At 71.1% G+C, this 15,206-nt stretch carries 15 protein-coding genes and 2 tRNA genes; 3 read left to right on the top strand and 14 right to left on the bottom strand.

Annotation, left to right across the window (positions count from 1 at the left end):
- Positions 1-84: 84 nt before the first annotated feature.
- A complete protein-coding gene (locus A6035_RS00135; protein WP_108846115.1) occupies positions 85-843 on the bottom strand; it encodes a PaaI family thioesterase in 759 nt (252 codons plus the stop codon).
- Positions 844-854: 11 nt separating this feature from the next.
- On the opposite strand from A6035_RS00135, the gene A6035_RS00130 reads away from it, so the two are divergent.
- Positions 855-1,673 carry an SDR family NAD(P)-dependent oxidoreductase gene (locus A6035_RS00130; protein WP_108846114.1) on the top strand — a complete coding sequence of 273 codons (819 nt, stop codon included), beginning with the start codon at positions 855-857 and terminating at the stop codon, positions 1,671-1,673.
- A gap of 108 nt (positions 1,674-1,781) precedes the next feature.
- Here the strand turns inward: A6035_RS00130 and A6035_RS00125 are convergent, their stop codons facing one another.
- From A6035_RS00125 to A6035_RS00115, 3 genes are all read right to left on the bottom strand, one after another.
- Positions 1,782-2,444, bottom strand: coding sequence for a PaaI family thioesterase (locus tag A6035_RS00125; RefSeq protein WP_108846113.1), 663 nt, complete (start codon positions 2,442-2,444; stop codon positions 1,782-1,784).
- Between the two features lie 72 nt (positions 2,445-2,516).
- Positions 2,517-3,236, bottom strand: a complete 720-nt coding sequence (locus A6035_RS00120; RefSeq protein ID WP_108846112.1) for a PaaI family thioesterase — start codon at positions 3,234-3,236, stop codon at positions 2,517-2,519.
- Positions 3,233-4,723, bottom strand: a complete 1,491-nt coding sequence (locus A6035_RS00115; protein WP_108846111.1) for an FAD-dependent oxidoreductase — start codon at positions 4,721-4,723, stop codon at positions 3,233-3,235. The genes A6035_RS00120 and A6035_RS00115 overlap by 4 nt, the downstream gene beginning before the upstream one ends.
- A 52-nt stretch (positions 4,724-4,775) precedes the next feature.
- Between A6035_RS00115 and A6035_RS00110 the strand changes: the two genes are divergently transcribed.
- A complete protein-coding gene (locus A6035_RS00110) occupies positions 4,776-5,330 on the top strand; it encodes a nuclear transport factor 2 family protein (protein ID WP_108846110.1) in 555 nt (184 codons plus the stop codon).
- Positions 5,331-5,340: 10 nt separating this feature from the next.
- Positions 5,341-5,814: a hypothetical protein gene (locus A6035_RS00105; RefSeq protein WP_108848975.1), complete on the top strand. Its 474-nt coding sequence runs from the start codon at positions 5,341-5,343 to the stop codon at positions 5,812-5,814.
- A gap of 39 nt (positions 5,815-5,853) precedes the next feature.
- Here the strand turns inward: A6035_RS00105 and A6035_RS00100 are convergent, their stop codons facing one another.
- From A6035_RS00100 to A6035_RS00055, 10 genes are all read right to left on the bottom strand, one after another.
- Positions 5,854-7,056, bottom strand: coding sequence for an MFS transporter (locus A6035_RS00100; RefSeq protein WP_108846109.1), 1,203 nt, complete (start codon positions 7,054-7,056; stop codon positions 5,854-5,856).
- Positions 7,057-7,149: 93 nt separating this feature from the next.
- A tRNA-Ala gene (locus tag A6035_RS00095) sits at positions 7,150-7,222 on the bottom strand.
- Between the two features lie 60 nt (positions 7,223-7,282).
- Positions 7,283-7,356 (bottom strand) — tRNA-Ile (locus tag A6035_RS00090).
- 112 nt (positions 7,357-7,468) lie between these two features.
- Positions 7,469-8,041, bottom strand: a complete 573-nt coding sequence (locus tag A6035_RS00085; RefSeq protein ID WP_108846108.1) for a DUF3566 domain-containing protein — start codon at positions 8,039-8,041, stop codon at positions 7,469-7,471.
- A gap of 3 nt (positions 8,042-8,044) precedes the next feature.
- Entirely contained in the window at positions 8,045-10,573 is a 2,529-nt protein-coding gene (gene gyrA, locus A6035_RS00080; protein ID WP_108846107.1) for a DNA gyrase subunit A, read from the bottom strand.
- A 129-nt stretch (positions 10,574-10,702) separates the two neighbouring features.
- Positions 10,703-11,587, bottom strand: coding sequence for a 5-oxoprolinase subunit C family protein (locus tag A6035_RS00075; RefSeq protein WP_108846106.1), 885 nt, complete (start codon positions 11,585-11,587; stop codon positions 10,703-10,705).
- On the bottom strand, positions 11,584-12,264 hold the full coding sequence (pxpB, locus tag A6035_RS00070) for a 5-oxoprolinase subunit PxpB (RefSeq protein ID WP_108846105.1): 681 nt from the start codon (positions 12,262-12,264) through the stop codon (positions 11,584-11,586). The genes A6035_RS00075 and pxpB overlap by 4 nt, the downstream gene beginning before the upstream one ends.
- On the bottom strand, positions 12,264-13,049 hold the full coding sequence (locus A6035_RS00065) for a putative hydro-lyase (protein WP_108848974.1): 786 nt from the start codon (positions 13,047-13,049) through the stop codon (positions 12,264-12,266). Before A6035_RS00065 ends, pxpB begins: the two co-directional genes overlap by 1 nt.
- A 41-nt stretch (positions 13,050-13,090) precedes the next feature.
- Positions 13,091-13,882, bottom strand: coding sequence for a LamB/YcsF family protein (locus A6035_RS00060; RefSeq protein WP_108846104.1), 792 nt, complete (start codon positions 13,880-13,882; stop codon positions 13,091-13,093).
- Positions 13,883-13,931: 49 nt separating this feature from the next.
- Positions 13,932-15,176 (bottom strand): NRAMP family divalent metal transporter, encoded by a 1,245-nt coding sequence (locus tag A6035_RS00055; RefSeq protein ID WP_412523621.1) that lies wholly within the window; start codon positions 15,174-15,176, stop codon positions 13,932-13,934.
- Between the last annotated feature and the right edge of the window lie 30 nt (positions 15,177-15,206).

Below are 15,206 nucleotides of genomic sequence, written 5' to 3'. Positions count from 1 at the left end.
CCGGTCTCGGCCGGTCCACGCCGCTCGGCTCGCTCGGGCTCGGGCTCAGTGCCCGCGCTGAGGTTCGGGCTCGGGCTCGGTGCCCTATCCCCCGTCGCCGAGCATCGACTCGGTGCCCGGCTGGCCCGGGACCGGCACGCTCGCCTCCAGGAACAGCCCCCGTGCCTCCACGCACAGACGCTCGCCGGCGTGGATGGTCGCGTGCGTCCACGTCTTGCGGCCCTCGCCCTCCTGGACCCACGCGCGGAGCGACAGCGGCTCGAGCAGCGGGGTGGGCGACCGGTAGTCGATCTCGTAGTGCGCGGTCATCCCGAAACGGCCGCCCCAGTGGTTGGCGAACCCCATCATGTGGTCGATGATCAGGGCGCTGACACCCCCGTGGACACACCCGGGAGGCCCCTGGTAGACGGGGCCCAGCGTCACCTCCGCCCGCACCGAGCCGTCATCGCAGCCGTAGAACTGCACCGGCGGGGCGAGCGGGTTCTCCGGCCCGGCGACCGGGTTCGACCGGCGGGTGCCCGCACCCGTCCACATGGTCTCCAACCGCTTCGAAGGCGACGGGACTCGCGGTTCGAGCAGGTCAGCCACCTCGGCCAGGCGGTCCGCGATGTCCCCGAGTTCGACCTCCGAGTGCGCCAACGCCGCTGTCGCCTCGCGGAGCCGACGCAGCTCGGCCACCGCGCGGTCCAGATCGGGATCCGCCGGCGGCAACTCCGGGGTGGGGATCGGCTCGAACGTCTCGCCCAGTCGCTTCCGCGCCGCCTCGAGGGAGAAATCCTCGTTCGGCCCCAGCTTCGGCAGGGGCACGCCGCCGAATCCGGGACTATCGCTCTGTTTAGTCATACTCTTAGGATATGTCGACACCTGTCAATCCGAAGCCGTTCGATCCTGCTACCTATGGGCCCTGGGCCCTCGTCGTGGGCGGAAGTGAGGGCGTGGGCGCCGAGATCGCCTTCCGCCTCGCCGACCAGGGGGTGTCCACGGTCCTCGTCGCCCGCAAGACCGGGCCCCTCGAGGAGACCGCCGAGGCCGTGCGCGCCAAGGGCGTCGAGTGCCGGACCCTGTCCGTCGACCTCACCGAGCCCGGTGCCACCGAGGGCATCGCCGCGGCCTGCGAGGGTCTCGACCTCGGCCTGATCGTGCTCAACGCCGGCGCCAACACCTACGGCTCCGAGTTCGTCGAGTCGGACATGGCGCAGGTGCAGAAGGTCATCGACCTCAACATCACCTCGCCGATGCAGATCATCCGGCAGTTCGGCCCCGGACTCAAGGCCCGCGGCCGCGGCGGGATCGTCGTGATGGGCTCGATGGCCGGCTACCTCGGGCACGCCGACATGAGCGTCTACTCCGCGGCAAAGGCGTTCAGCCGCGTCTTCGTCGAGGGCCTGTGGCTCGAGATGCGCGAGTACGGCGTCGACGTCGTCGAGGTCATCCTCGGCGTCGTCCGCACCCCCGCGATGGTGCGCGCCGGCCTCGACATGGATCTACCCGGCTTCACCGTCAGCGAGCCCGAGGAGGTCGCCGAGGAGGTGCTGGCGTCCATCGGCAACGGGCCGATCCACGTCTGTGGCGGCGAGAACAACCGCAAGGGCGTCGAGTTCTCGTCCGGCGTCGAGCGCGGCCGGATCGTGGCCGGCTCCCACAAGCGGATGAAGGCCCTCCGCGGGAACTGACCCCCGGGTCCCGGGCGCGCTCCGGGGTCACCGGCGTGGGTACATCCCGCACCGGTGGGCCCGGGGGGCGTTGCTGTGTCGGGGAGGGCGCGCCAGTCGGGGCCTCGGTCAGCCCTCGATGGGCTTGCTCTGGTCCCCGTCGAGCATCCAGCGCGGCGTGACGAACATGCCCCTGACCGACGCGCAGAGCGTGTCGCCGGCGTGCAGCGTCCCCGCGCACCACAGTTTGCGTCCGTCCACCCTCTCCTGGCGGGCCTCGAACCGCAGGGGCGTGTCCAGCGGGGTGGGCGCGGAATAGGTGACCTGCAGGTCCACCGTCATCCCGATGTGCTCCGCCGCGGCGTTGGCCAGGCCGAGCATCTCGTCGAACAGCATCGCCACCACGCCGCCGTGCACGCATCCGGGCGGGCCCTGGAACTCCACGCCCAGCGTCAGGTCGGCGCGGACGGTGCCGTCCGGGAAGACGACGGCGTCCAGCGGCGGGGCGGCCGGGTTGCGCGAGCCGATCACCGGGTTGGAGGCGATGTGCTCGGGCACGCCCCACGAGTCGTACTGGGCCGGGGGGTGGGGGGTGGCCGCGTTCTCGATGCGGTCGGCCAGCTCGCGGGCCAACTCGATCTCCGCGGACAGGTCCTCGAAGTCCGCGCCGGAGACGAGGCCGCGGATGCGCCTCAGCTGGCGGGCGAGCTCGGTGGCGCCGGAGGCGTGGTCGGGCTGGTCGAGGAAGGTCTGAGCGGAGACGGCTTCCCCGGAATCTGGCTGTTCGGTCACGTCGTGTGACGTTACTCCGCGGCCGGGCGCCGCCCGCCGCGGCCCGGCGTCAGGGCGGTGCTGGCGCGGGCGTCAGGCCGACGTGCCTTCCTCGTCCCGGTGCTGCTGGTATTCGGCCACCCACTGCTCGGGCATGACGAACAGGCCCTCCGCGGTGGCACACAGGCGATCGCCGTGGTGGATGGCGCCCTGGGACCACACCTTTCGGCCGTCCACCCGGACCTGGCGTCCGGTGATCACGATCGGCTCGAGGATGGGTGTGGGGCTCCGGTAGTCCAGGTCGAGGTACATCGTCATCCCCGTGGTGCCGGCGTGGTGGTTGGCCCGGCCCAGCACCGCGTCGAACATCAGGGCCACGATTCCACCGTGCACACAGCCCGGAGGTCCCTGGTACTCCAGCCCGAGGGTGATCTCGGACCGGACGGTGCCGTCCTCGAGCAGCTCGAACTCCGCCGGCGGCGCGAGGACGTTGGACCGCCCGATGACCGGGCAGTTGGGGACGTAGCGGCGCTCCCGCCAGCTGACCTCCTGCCGGTGCTGCGGGCTCGCCGACGCGGCCTCGAGCTCGTCGGCCACCTCGCGGAGCCGGGCGGTCAGCGGGCCCAGGTCGGTGTCGAAGATCCCGCCGGTCGCCAGCGCGCGGATCCGGCGGACCTGCTCGACCATGTCGTAGAGGCCCGCCTCGTCGTCGTCCATCCGGTCGACAGGGCGACCACCGCCGCGCGCGGGGTCCAGCGGACCCAGGTCGATCTCCGGCCGTTCCCGTCGCACGACGGCGACCTGCCCGCTCACGCCTGCACCGACTCGACGGCGTCCGCGGCGGCCGACGCGCCGGTCGCCCCCGCCGCGCCCAAACCCGCGCGACGGCCGAAGAACGACCCGTCGCCCAGCGAGGTACCGGAGATGTAGCCGTCACCGTGGAGACCGTGCGTGCAGCGACCGGCGGCGAACAGGCCGGGGATGGGCTCGCCGGCGCGGCTCAGCACGCGCGAGTCCAGGTCGGTGTGCAGGCCGCCGAGGGTGAACCCCTGCGCCTTGAGCGGCAGGCCGTTGAAGGTGTCCGGTCCGCCGGCCCCCGTGGGGTACGCGCCGAACGGCGGCTCGAGCGGGCGCACCCACTGCGCGCTCTTCCCGAACTGCGGGTCCTCGCCCCGCGCCGCGCCCTCGTTGTAGCGGCGCAGCTGGTCGGCCAGCGCGTCGGCGGGCAGACCGCAGTCGGCCGCCAGCTCCTCGATGGTCTCGGCCGCGTGCATGGGCTGCATGCCCCACAGCTCGGACTCCGGGACGTCCTCGATGCCCTTCTCGTCGATGATCACCCACACCGGCGGGCGGCGGTGGTGGACGGCGGCGTGGCAGTACAGGCCCGGGTAGACCTCCTCGTTGATGAAGCGCTGACCGTCGCCGTCGACGAGCATCGAACCCACGACCAGGCGCGGGATGATGAGCATCGCGGTCTCGGTCTGGTGCATGCGCCGCACCGCGGCGCCGGCCTCCATGCCCATCTCGATGCCCGAGCCGTCATCGCGGCCGTCGGAGACCTTGTCCTTGCCCAGCTGCTGGGGCGCCCACTGCTCGAGCATCCGGTCGTTGTCCACGAACCCGCCGGTCGCCAGCACGACTCCGCCGGTGGCGCGGTACTCGCGCTCGGAGCCGAACTGCGTGGCGCGCACGCCCACCACACGGCCGTCCTCGACGATCAGCGAGCGCGCCTTGACGTCGCAGTGCAGGTCGACGCCGGCCTTCTCGGCGGTGGCGACGAGCGAGTCCATGAGGACGTTGCCCGCGAAGTTCGGGGCGGGCGGGCGGTGACCGCGGGCGGCCGGCGTCGCCAGCGAGGCGTAGGGCTCGGCGCGCTCCCCCATCCACATGAGCCCCGAGTCGTCACCCGGCATCCACGTGGGGGTGTCCCACAGTTTGTGGTTGAACACCGCGCCGTGGTCGACCAACCAGTCGTGGTGCTCGACGGCGCCGTCGCAGTACGCGTCGATCTTGGCCTGATCGGCGTTGGGTCCGAGGGCGGCGGTGAGGAACGCGCGCATGTCCTCGACCGTGTCGGAGATGCCGAGCGCCCGCTGGGTGGCCGTACCGCCGCCCAGGTAGACCTCCCCGCCGGACTGCGCGGACGAGCCACCGGGCCCGGAGGCGCCCTCGAGCGCGATGACCGTGGCGCCGGCCTCGGCGGCCTCGATCGACGCGCACGCTCCGGCGATGCCCATCCCCACGACCAGGACGTCCGCCGTGAAGACCGATGGACTGGTGTCCGATGTAGTGTCCGCCATACCGGAACTATAACGTGTTCACCCGCTCAGGCGGCGCATTAATGTGGGAGCCATGACTTCCTCCTCCGAGGCCTTGAGCCTCGATTCCCTCGACGCCCGACTGGCCACCCTCGAGGCGCGCCTCGCCGGCACGCACGACCGCCTCGCCGCCGCCGAGGACGAGCTGGCGATCCTCCGTATCCTCGCGGCCTACTCCCCGCGCGTGGACTCCGGCGACGCCGAGGGCGTGGCCGAGCTGTGGACGTCCGACGGCGTCTACGACGTCGACACCGGCCGCCTCGAGGGCCATGACGGTCTGGTGGAGATGGTGACCGGCGACGCGCACCAGGGCCTCATCGCGCACGGGTGCGGGCACGTCCCGAGCCTGCCGGTGGTCCTGCTCGACGGGGACCGCGCCGTGGCGACCGGCTACACCCAGCTCGTCGTCCGCTCCTCCAAGCCGGGTCGGTACACCGTCGTGCGGGTCACGGCCAGCCGGTGGGAGCTCGAGCGACTCGGGTCGGTGGACGCGCCCGACCGAGGGTGGCGCGTCGTGCTGCGCACCGCGCGCGCGATGACCGACGACGGCGAGGGCCGTGCCCTGCTGGGACGGTCCCGCGAGAGGTAGCGTGGCGGGCATGAACCGCCGACGCCGTGCGTCCGCCGATCCGACGCTCCGAGCGGGCCGCCTCGCGCTGCTCACGACGTCCGCGGTCCACCTGGGTTTCCAGTCGATGGTCACCTCGGTGGTCTATCCCCAGCTGTTCGACGGCCCCACCCACGGGATCGCAGAGCGCCAGGCCGATCACGCCCGCCGCATCGCCCCCGTGGCCCTGACGCTGTACGCGGCGGGCCTGGGGGCGACGGCGTGGACGACCTACGGGTCCTTCCGCTCGCGCGAACGCACGGGGCTGACCGCCACGGTCGTCGCCTGCGCGGCGGGCGTCGCGGCGCCGGCGATCACCGCCGGCGTCGTGCCTCTGCACGTGGGCATCGCTCGTGAACAGGTCACGCGACCCCGCATCGCCGCACTCCTGGCCTCGGACCGCCTGCGCACCGGCCTCGCCGCGCTGGGCGTCGTGGCCGCCGCACAGGCGTTGAGCCGAGGCTAGGGCCGCCGGGCGTGTACCGGACCTCCGGCGCCTGGTCGGTCAGGGCCGCCGGGCGCGCGTGACGGCGACCAGCGCCCCCAGGGCGACGACGCCCACGACGAGCGCCAGCACGTGGTAGGCGGGGATGAGCCCGATGCCCTCGGCGATGACCGCCGCCACCACCGCCGGGACGCCGAGCGAGGTGTAGGCCACCACGAACAGCGCGGAGAAGACCTGCCCGCGCACGGCCGGGGGCGCGCTCTGCGCCACCAACGTGTTGCCCATGAGGAACAGCAGACCCATGCCCAGCCCCGTGAGCGCGGCCGCGGCGATGAAGCCCGCCACCTGGCCGGCCTCCAGCGACAGGGACGCGACGACGAGCCCCGCGACCAGGGCGCCGACCCCGACGGCCACCCCGAGCCGCCACCGCTCCGGCCCGGATCGCAGGTTCCACACGAGCTGGGCGATCCCCGCCGCCGCCTGGAGGCTGGCCACCACGAGCCCGGTGACCATGTAGTCGGACCGGCCCATCAGGTCGCGCGCGATCGCCCCGCCCAGGCCCAGGAAGACGCCGCCGACGGACCACGAGACGGTCACGCACACCGCCGCGAGGGCGAACGTGGACCGGGTCTCCGCCGGGACCGTGGGAGGCCGCACCCGGAGGGCGTCGCGCGCCGTCGAGGAACCGCCGGCCGTCTCCGGGACGAGGGTGGCCACGCCGACGAGGAGCGCGACGGTGGCCGCACCGATCACGAGGTAGGGGTGCACGAGGGGTGACGACGACGAGGTGGCCACGGCGCCCGCGAGAAGCACTCCCACGGCGATGCCGAAGTTGGTGGTGGAGCTGCTGGTGAGTGCGCCGACGCGTGAATCACGGTTCGGATGGAGCTCGATCAGCGCGGCGGAGGCCGAGCCGGTGATCAAGCCCACCGCCAGACCCTGGATGACACGGGCCGCGATCAGCCACGCGACCGACGGGGCGGCGGCGAGCATGCCCATGCTCACCGCCAGCAGCGTCAGGCCGGCCAGGATCACCGGGCGGCGACCGATGGCGTCGGAGAGCCGCCCGAGGAACAGCAGGGGCACGAGGACCGCGAGTGCGTACACGGCGTAGACGACCGTGATGGTGGTGCCGCCGACGTCCCACGACTGCTGATAGTCGACGTACAGCGGCGAGGGGGTGGCGCTGGACGCCAGTGCCACCGTCACCACCAGGGCCATGAGGACGAACGGGACCCATGACGAGCGGGGGGTGGTCTGCACGGTCTCCCTATCCGCCGGATCCGGCGTCGGTCGGGGTGGCGTCCTGTGTCGCGGCGGGCTGCGGGCGCGGTCCGCGCGCCGGGCGCCGATGAGTGGAGCCTAGGGGATTCGAACCCCTGACATCTGCCTTGCAAAGGCAGCGCTCTACCAACTGAGCTAAGGCCCCGTCACCGCCAAGCATAAACGCCGGACCGCATCGTGCGGATCCGGCGTCTGCCTTGCGGAGTGGGCCTAGGAGGACTTGAACCTCCGACCTCCAAATTATCAGTTTGGCGCTCTAACCACCTGAGCTATAGGCCCTCGTACCGATGGATGAATCTACCCGACGCACTCCCCCGGACCCAAATCGGCACCCCGGACGTCGTCCCGGACAGCGCGCCGGGCGGCCTCGCGGCCGTCCCCCGGCGCCGTGTCAGTTGCGGCGGTCACTGAGCGTCACCTGCACTCCGCCGCCGGTCAGGCCGGCCGCGAGGTTGTAGATGAACACCGAAAGAGTGGCCAGGATCGACAGCAGAAGGACGTTGAGCAGACCCACGCCGCCGCTGTAGAGGAAGATCGTCGACGGCCCGATCACGGACGCGGACTCGTCGCCGGCCACCCCGGACAGCAGCCCGCCGAGCCGGTCCCACACGCCCATGCCCGACAGCAGCAGGTAGGTCACGCCGATCGCGACCATCCACACGAGGTAGAGGGCGAACATGAGCCCCAGGACGGTGGTGAACGCCGACCACGGGTCGATCCTGCGCAGCACGAGGACGGACTCGAGCGGCCCACGACGCTCGGTGGGCGATACGACCGGTGCGGCCCGACCGGCGGCCCCGCCCGAGTGGGCCTTGGACAGGCCGCCGCTCACGCCCTCGGCCCGGTGCTGGGTCGCCGCCGGGAACGCAGTGGTGGCCGCCTCGCTCGCGCCGGTCCCGGACTCCGCGGTCTCGGAACCCGCGGTCTCGGGACGCGCGGTGGCCGGATCGGTCGGGTCGGTCATCGCCTACTCCTCCGTTATGGACTCGGCCTCGGCCTTGTCCTCGTCGTCGGGCTCGTCCGCGTTACGGGCGATGGCCAGGAGCGAGTCGCCCTCGGCGAGGTTCATCAGGCGCACGCCCTTGGTCTGCCGACCGGCCTTGCGGACCTGCTTGGCGAACGTGCGGATGACACCACCACTGGACGTGATCGCGTACAGCTCGTCCTGCAGCTCCACGATCGTCGCACCGACGAGCTTGCCGCGCTTCGGATCGAACATGAGGGTGAGCACGCCCTTGCCGCCGCGCCCCTGGGCCGTGTACTCGCTCAGCGCGGTGCGCTTGGAGTAGCCGCGCTCGGTGGCCACCAGCAGGAAGTACTTCTCCTGGTCCGAGGTGTCCGCGCGGACCACGGACATGCTCAGCAGCGCGTCGCCGTCGTTGAACCGCATACCCATGACACCGGACGTCGCGCGGCCCATCGGGCGGAGCGTGTCGTCGTTGGCGTGGAAGCGGATCGACTGGCCCTTCTCCGACACCAGCAGCAGGTCGTCGTCCGGCCCGGCCAACGCGGCCCCGACCAGCTCGTCCCCGTCACGCAGGTTGACGGCGATGAGGCCGCCGGAGCGCGGGGAGTCGTAGTCCTCGAGCCGCGACTTCTTGACCAGGCCGTTGCGGGTGGCCAGGACGAGGTACGGCGCGTCCTGGTAGCTCTTGATCCGGATGACGCCGGCGATCCGCTCCTCCGGCTGGAACGCCAGGAGGTTCGCCACGTGCTGGCCGCGGGCGGTGCGGTTGGCCTCCGGGAGCTCGTAGGCCTTGATCCTGTACACCCGGCCCTTTGTGGTGAAGAACAGCAGCCAGTCGTGCGTCGAGGAGACGAAGAAGTGGCGGACGATGTCGTCCTGCTTGAGCTCCGCCCCGCGCACGCCCTTGCCGCCGCGCTTCTGGGCGCGGTAAAGGTCGGTCCGGGTGCGCTTGGCGTACCCGGTCTCCGTGATCGTGACGACGACATCCTCGCGAGCGATGAGGTCCTCGTCGGTGACGTCACCGTCCGCGGGGATGATGCGGGTCCGACGCTCGTCGCCGTACTTCTCGACAATCTCGCGCAGCTCGTCGCCGACGATCGCGCGCTGACGCTCCGGCTTGGCCAGGATGTCCTTGTAGTCGGCGATCTCGAGCTCGATCGCGGCGAGCTGATCGATGATCTTCTGCCGCTCCAGGGCCGCCAGACGGCGCAGCTGCATGTCGAGGATGGCCTGCGCCTGGTCGTCGTCGATCTCGAGGAGGTCCTTGAGGCCCTCACGGGCGACCTCGACCGTTTCCGATCGACGGATCAGGGCGATGACCTCGTCGAGCGCATCGAGTGCCTTGACCAGACCACGCAGGATGTGGGCGCGCTTCTCGGCCTCGTCGAGCAGGTACTGGGTGCGCCGGACGATGACCTCGATCTGGTGCGTGACGTACAAGCGCACGAGATGGTTCAGCGCCAGTGTCCGGGGCACCCCGTCCACGATGGACAGCATGTTGGCGCCGAACGACGTCTGCAGCTGCGAGTGCTTGTAGAGGTTGTTCAGCACCACCTTGGCCACGGCGTCTCGCTTGAGCGTGACGACGATGCGCAGGCCGACACGGTCCGAGGACTCGTCGTCGATCTTGGAGATACCGGCGATCTTTCCGTCGCGCAGCTGCTCGGCGATCGACAGGATCATGTTGTCCGGGTTGACCTCGTAGGGCAGCTCCGTGATGACGATGACCGTCCGGTTGCCCTCCTCCTCGATGGAGGTCTTGCCCCGCATCCGGATCGAGCCGCGACCCGTGGAGTAGGCGTCCTTGATCCCCTGGTCGCCGACGATGTAGCCGTGCGTCGGGAAGTCCGGGCCCTTGATCCGTTCCATGCACGCCGCGAGGGTCTCCTCTTCGTCGGCGTCCGGATTGTCCAGGCACCAGTAGATCGCCTCGGCGACCTCGCGCAGGTTGTGCGGCGGCATCTTGGTGGCCATACCGACGGCGATACCGCTCGAGCCGTTGACCAGCAGGTTCGGGATGCGCGAGGGCAGGACGACCGGCTCGGACGTCTTGCCGTCGTAGTTCGGCTGGAAGTCGACCGTGTTCTTGTCGATGTCCCGGACCATCTCCATGGCCAGCGGGGTCATCTTGCACTCGGTGTAGCGCATGGCCGCGGCGCCGTCGTTGCCCCGCGAGCCGAAGTTCCCCTGCCCGTCGACCATCGGGTAGCGCATGGACCACGGCTGGGCGAGACGCACGAGGGTGTCGTAGATCGCCGAGTCACCGTGCGGGTGGTAGTTACCCATCGTGTCGGCGACCGGCTTGGCCGACTTCACATAGCTACGCTCGGGGCGGTAGCCGTTGTCCCACATCGCGTAGAGGATGCGACGGTGCACGGGCTTGAGCCCGTCCCGCACATCCGGGAGTGCTCGCCCGACGATGACGCTCATCGAGTAGTCGATGTAGCTTCTCTGCATCTCGGCCTGGATGTCGACCGGCTCGATCCGGTCGTGGCCCCCGGCCTCGGGCGGCAACGTCGTGTCCGTCATGGGCTCCTCTTCTGTCGCGCTCGAAGCAGCGCCACCGGGCACGCTTCGACCCCACCAGTCTATAGGACCAGCGGAAACGCAGGGTCGGGCGCGCGGGGGTGCCGGGTCAACGCCCCACCACGGCGCCCGCTACGGCGCCGGTCGGAAGCGCACCTCGTCACCGGGACCGGCCTGGCCCAGCAGCGGGAGATCCTCCGGGTCGACCACCGCGATCACCGGGTAGCCGCCGGTGGTGGGGTGGTCGGCCAGGAACACCAGAGGTCTGCCGTCCCCCGGCACCTCGACCGCCCCGTCGGCGATGCCCTCGCTCGGCAGCTCGCCCCTGTCCACCCTTCGGAGCGGCTCCCCGTCGAGGCGCAGTCCCACCCGGTTCGAACGCGGGTCCACCCGGTACGGACGGGAACACAACGCCTCGAACTCGCCGTCGGCGAAGAAGTCGACCCGCGGCCCCCTGTGCAACCGGACCGTCCACACGTGCCCGATCGGCGCCACCGGCGCGAGCTCGACGTCGGGAGGGCTCACCTCGTCGTCGTCACACAGCGCCACGTGGTCGCCGTCCGTCACCGGCTCCGGCCCGAGTCCCGACAGCAGATCGGTGGACCGACTCCCGTACAGCTCCGGTGCGTCGACACCCCCCGACACGGCGAGATACGAGCGGACCCCCGCACGGGGTGCGCCGATCCGCACGCGGGAGCCACGGCGTACGCGGATCCGTGCGTTCAGCCCTTCGGTCCTCCCGTCGACGACGAGCGTCGCGTCGGCTCCCGTGACCGCGATCGCCGCGGGGCGCCCGAACTCCACCTCGAGCCCGCCGAACGTCACCTCGAGGGTGGCGCACGACTCGGCGTTGCCCACCAGTCGGTTGGCCAGGCGGTGCGACCGTGCATCCAGCGCGCCGCTGGTGGCCACGCCGACGTCCATGTGTCCGGCGCGTCCCAGGTCCTGGATCGTCGTCAACGGCCCCGCGGTGAGGACGCGCAACCCGCCGCGCGGGTCCCGGCCCGCCCCGCTCATCCCTGACACGGCACGAACCTCACGGTGTCCCCGGGCGCGAGGAGGTTCGGCCGCTCCCACGACGAGTCCCACATCGGCACCTGAGCCGTCCCGATGAGGTTCCACCCGCCGGGAGACGGCCTCGGGTACACCGCCGAGAACTCGCCGGCCACGCCCACCGACCCCGTCGGCACCTCGGTACGCGGATCCGGTCGGCGCGGCAGGTGGAGCACGGGCGGCAGCCCGGTGAGATAGCAGAACCCGGGGCTGAACCCGCCGAACGCGACCGTGTACTCGGCGCCCGCGTGCGCGGCGACCACGTCCTCGGACGCCATTCCGGTGGCGTCCGCGACCGCCTCGAGGTCCGGCCCGTCGTAGATCACCGGAATCTCGTGCAGCCGGCCCCCGATGTCGGCGAGGTCGGCGGGGGACCACGAGTCCACCGCGTCGCGGACCGCGGCCGCGGCGGCCGGGGACCCGTCGGTGGTCACGAGCACGGTGCGCGCGGCCGGGACGATGTCGACGACACGGCCGGCGAGACCCCCCTTCACCGCCGATGTCTCCACCACCGCTGCCGCCCGCAACGCCGCCGCCAGCGCCGTCGCCGCGGCCGTGTCGGCCACCTCGATGAGGTGCGCGGCCGGCCCGTAGGGCAGCACCTGCGCGGTCGGGGACGCGGAGTTTATCTCGGCGGCCATCACGGCACCGCGAAATCGTGGTCGGGGGTGTCCGTGATGAGCATGTGGCCGGGGGCGTGGGTGATCGCCAGCGGGGGCCGGGACTCCATGATCATCACCTGGGGTGTGACCCCGCACGCCCAGAACACCGGCACGTCCCCGTCTTCCGACACCGGCGGGTCGCCGAAGTCGGGTGAGTCCGGGTCCGCGATCCCCAGGGCCGCGGGATCGCCCACGTGGACTGGCGCGCCGTGGACGGCCGGGAACCTCGCCGAGATGCTCACCGCTTCCGCGACCCGGTCCTCCGGGATCATCCGCAGGGAGACGACGAGGTCCCCACGGAGTCGTCCCGCGGGGCGGCACGGCCGGTTCGTCCGGTACATCGGGACGTTGCGGGCGGCGTCGAGATGCCGCACCGGCACGCCGGCTTCGACAAGAGGGTGCTCGAAGGTGAACGAGCACCCGATGAGCAGGCCCACCATGTCGTCCGTCCACCACTCGCGTGCGTCGGTGACCTCCTCGGCCAGCTCTCCGTCCCGCCAGATCCGGTAGGCGGGCGCGTCGGTCCTCACGTCCGCGTGCTCCCCGAGGACCGCGCCCGTGACCTCACCGGAGTCGATCACGTCGAGCACCGGACACGCCCCGGGATTGCGCTGGGCGAACAGCAGCGCGTCGAACGCCATCGACCTCGGCACGGCGAGGAGGTTCGCCTGCGCGAACCCCCGACACCAACCCGCGGTCGGGGTCACGAGGCCGGCACGGAACAGTCGCCGCGCCTCGGCAGGGGTGGCCTCCGCCCGGCTCAGCTCGTCCGGGCTCACCTCGGCCGGGGTGACGCCGCCCCGCTTCACGCCGGGGCTCCCGCCATGAACGGGCGAACCGCGATCCCCGCCTCGTCCAGGGCTGCCCGGACCGCGCGTGCCATCGCCACGGCGCCGGGCGAATCACCGTGGATGCAGACGGTGTCCGCGTCGAGCTCGATCTCCGTTCCGTCGACAGCCCTCATACGACCGGTCGAGGCCAGGGCGACCACGCGGTGCGCGACCGAGTCCGCATCGTGGACGACGGCGCCCGGCTCACGCCGACTGACCAGGCTCCCGTCAGGGTTGTAGGCCCGATCGGCGAAGGCCTCTCCGACAATCGACAGCCCACGTTCCCGCGCCGCCTCGAGGAGGCGAGATCCCGGGAGCCCCACCATGGTCAGCGCCGGGTCGTGCGCGACCACCGCGTCCGCCACCGCCGCCGCCTGGACGGGGTCGGTCGAGGCGCGGTGGTACAGCGCTCCGTGCGGCTTGACGTACCGGAGCGCTCCGCCAAGTGACCTGCACATGCCGTCCAGGGCACCCAGCTGGTAGAGGACGTCGGCCTCCAGTTCGTCAGGGGCGATGTCCATGAAGCGGCGCCCGAACCCGGCGAGGTCACGGTATCCGACGTGTGCTCCCGGGACCACACCGCGCTCCACCGCCGCCCGGCACGTCCGCCTCATGCCGATCGGGTCCCCGGCGTGGAATCCACAGGCGATGTTCGCCGAGGTGACCACGTCGAGCATCGCCTCGTCGTCACCCGTCGTCCACTGCCCGAAAGACTCTCCCAGGTCGGCGTTGAGATCGATTTCTGGTCTGTTGATGCTGGTCGTCATCGGTCCGCCTTTCGTGGGATGGGTCCGCCCTGGTCATGGGTCACCGTGTTCAGGTCCACAGCTCACCGATCCCCTGCAGGGCCTGCACGCCCAGCCAGATGGTGAGCAGCCAGACGAGGACACCGAGCGCCAGCAGCCAGACCGGATAGGTGTACCCCTGCAGCAGGTCGCGCCGACGCCAGGCCGCCCAGAGGATCACCGTGAACCCCAGGGGCAGGATCACGCCGTTGAAGGCGCCCGCGAAGATGAGCAGGGTCTGCGGAGCCTGGCCCAGGACGAGGAACAGCACCAGACACACGAGGATGAACCCGACCGTCATGGCATTCCGCACCCTCGGTCGGACCTTCTGCGTGGTCAGGAAAGACACCGTCGTATAGGACGCGCCGATCACCGAGGTCAGCGCGGCCGCCCAGAAGATGATGCCGAACATCCTGAGTCCGACCTGGCCGGCCGCGTGCTCGAACGCGCTCGCGGCGGTGTTGTCCGCGGAGAGAACGGCCCCGCCGGCGACCACGCCGAGAATCGCGAGGAACAGCAGCGCCCGCATCACGCCGGTGACGATGATTCCGATCACCGAGCTGCGGGTGATCGTCCGGACGTTCTCGGGCCCGGTGACTCCCGAGTCGACGAGCCGGTGGGCTCCGGCATAGGTGATGTAGCCGCCGACCGTGCCCCCGATCAGCGTGGTGATGACGAGCGCGTCGATCTTCTCCGGGAGGACGGTGTTTCGCAGCGCATCACCGACCGGAGGGTTCGACGTGAAGGCCACCCAGAGCATCAGGGCGATCATCAGTACGCCGAGCCCCACCACGACGCGGTCCAGGGCCGCTCCCGCCCACTTGACGAGGAAGATCACCACGGCGAACGCACTGGTGATCACCGCGCCCAGTGTCGGGTCGAGCCCCAGCATCGCGTTGGCGCCCAGCCCGGTGCCCGCGATGTTGCCGATGTTGAAGACCAACCCTCCGGCGAAGACCAGGAGCGCGAGCACCCAGCCCAGGCCGGGGAGGACCGTGTTCGCGAGTTCGTTGGCCCGCAAGCCGGACACGCCCAGCACACGCCACACGTTCATCTGAACGGCGATGTCCGCGAGAATCGAGATGACGATCGCGAAGGCGAACGCCGCGCCGAGCTGGACCGTGAAGCTGGTGGTCTGGGTGATGAATCCCGGGCCGACCGCCGACGTGGCCATGAGGAACATCGCGCCCATGAGGACGGTTCGCGTCGACGTCGAACGCCCACTCTCGCCCGATGTCGTTTCGGCCCTCCCGGCCGCTGATTCCGTCGCGCCCATGGCGGTTCCCTTCGTGTGTGACAGCAGTCA

Origin of the sequence: Dietzia lutea (assembly GCF_003096075.1) — a bacterium.
GTDB lineage: Bacteria > Actinomycetota > Actinomycetes > Mycobacteriales > Mycobacteriaceae > Dietzia > Dietzia lutea.
This window is presented reverse-complemented; position numbering and strand designations above follow the sequence as displayed.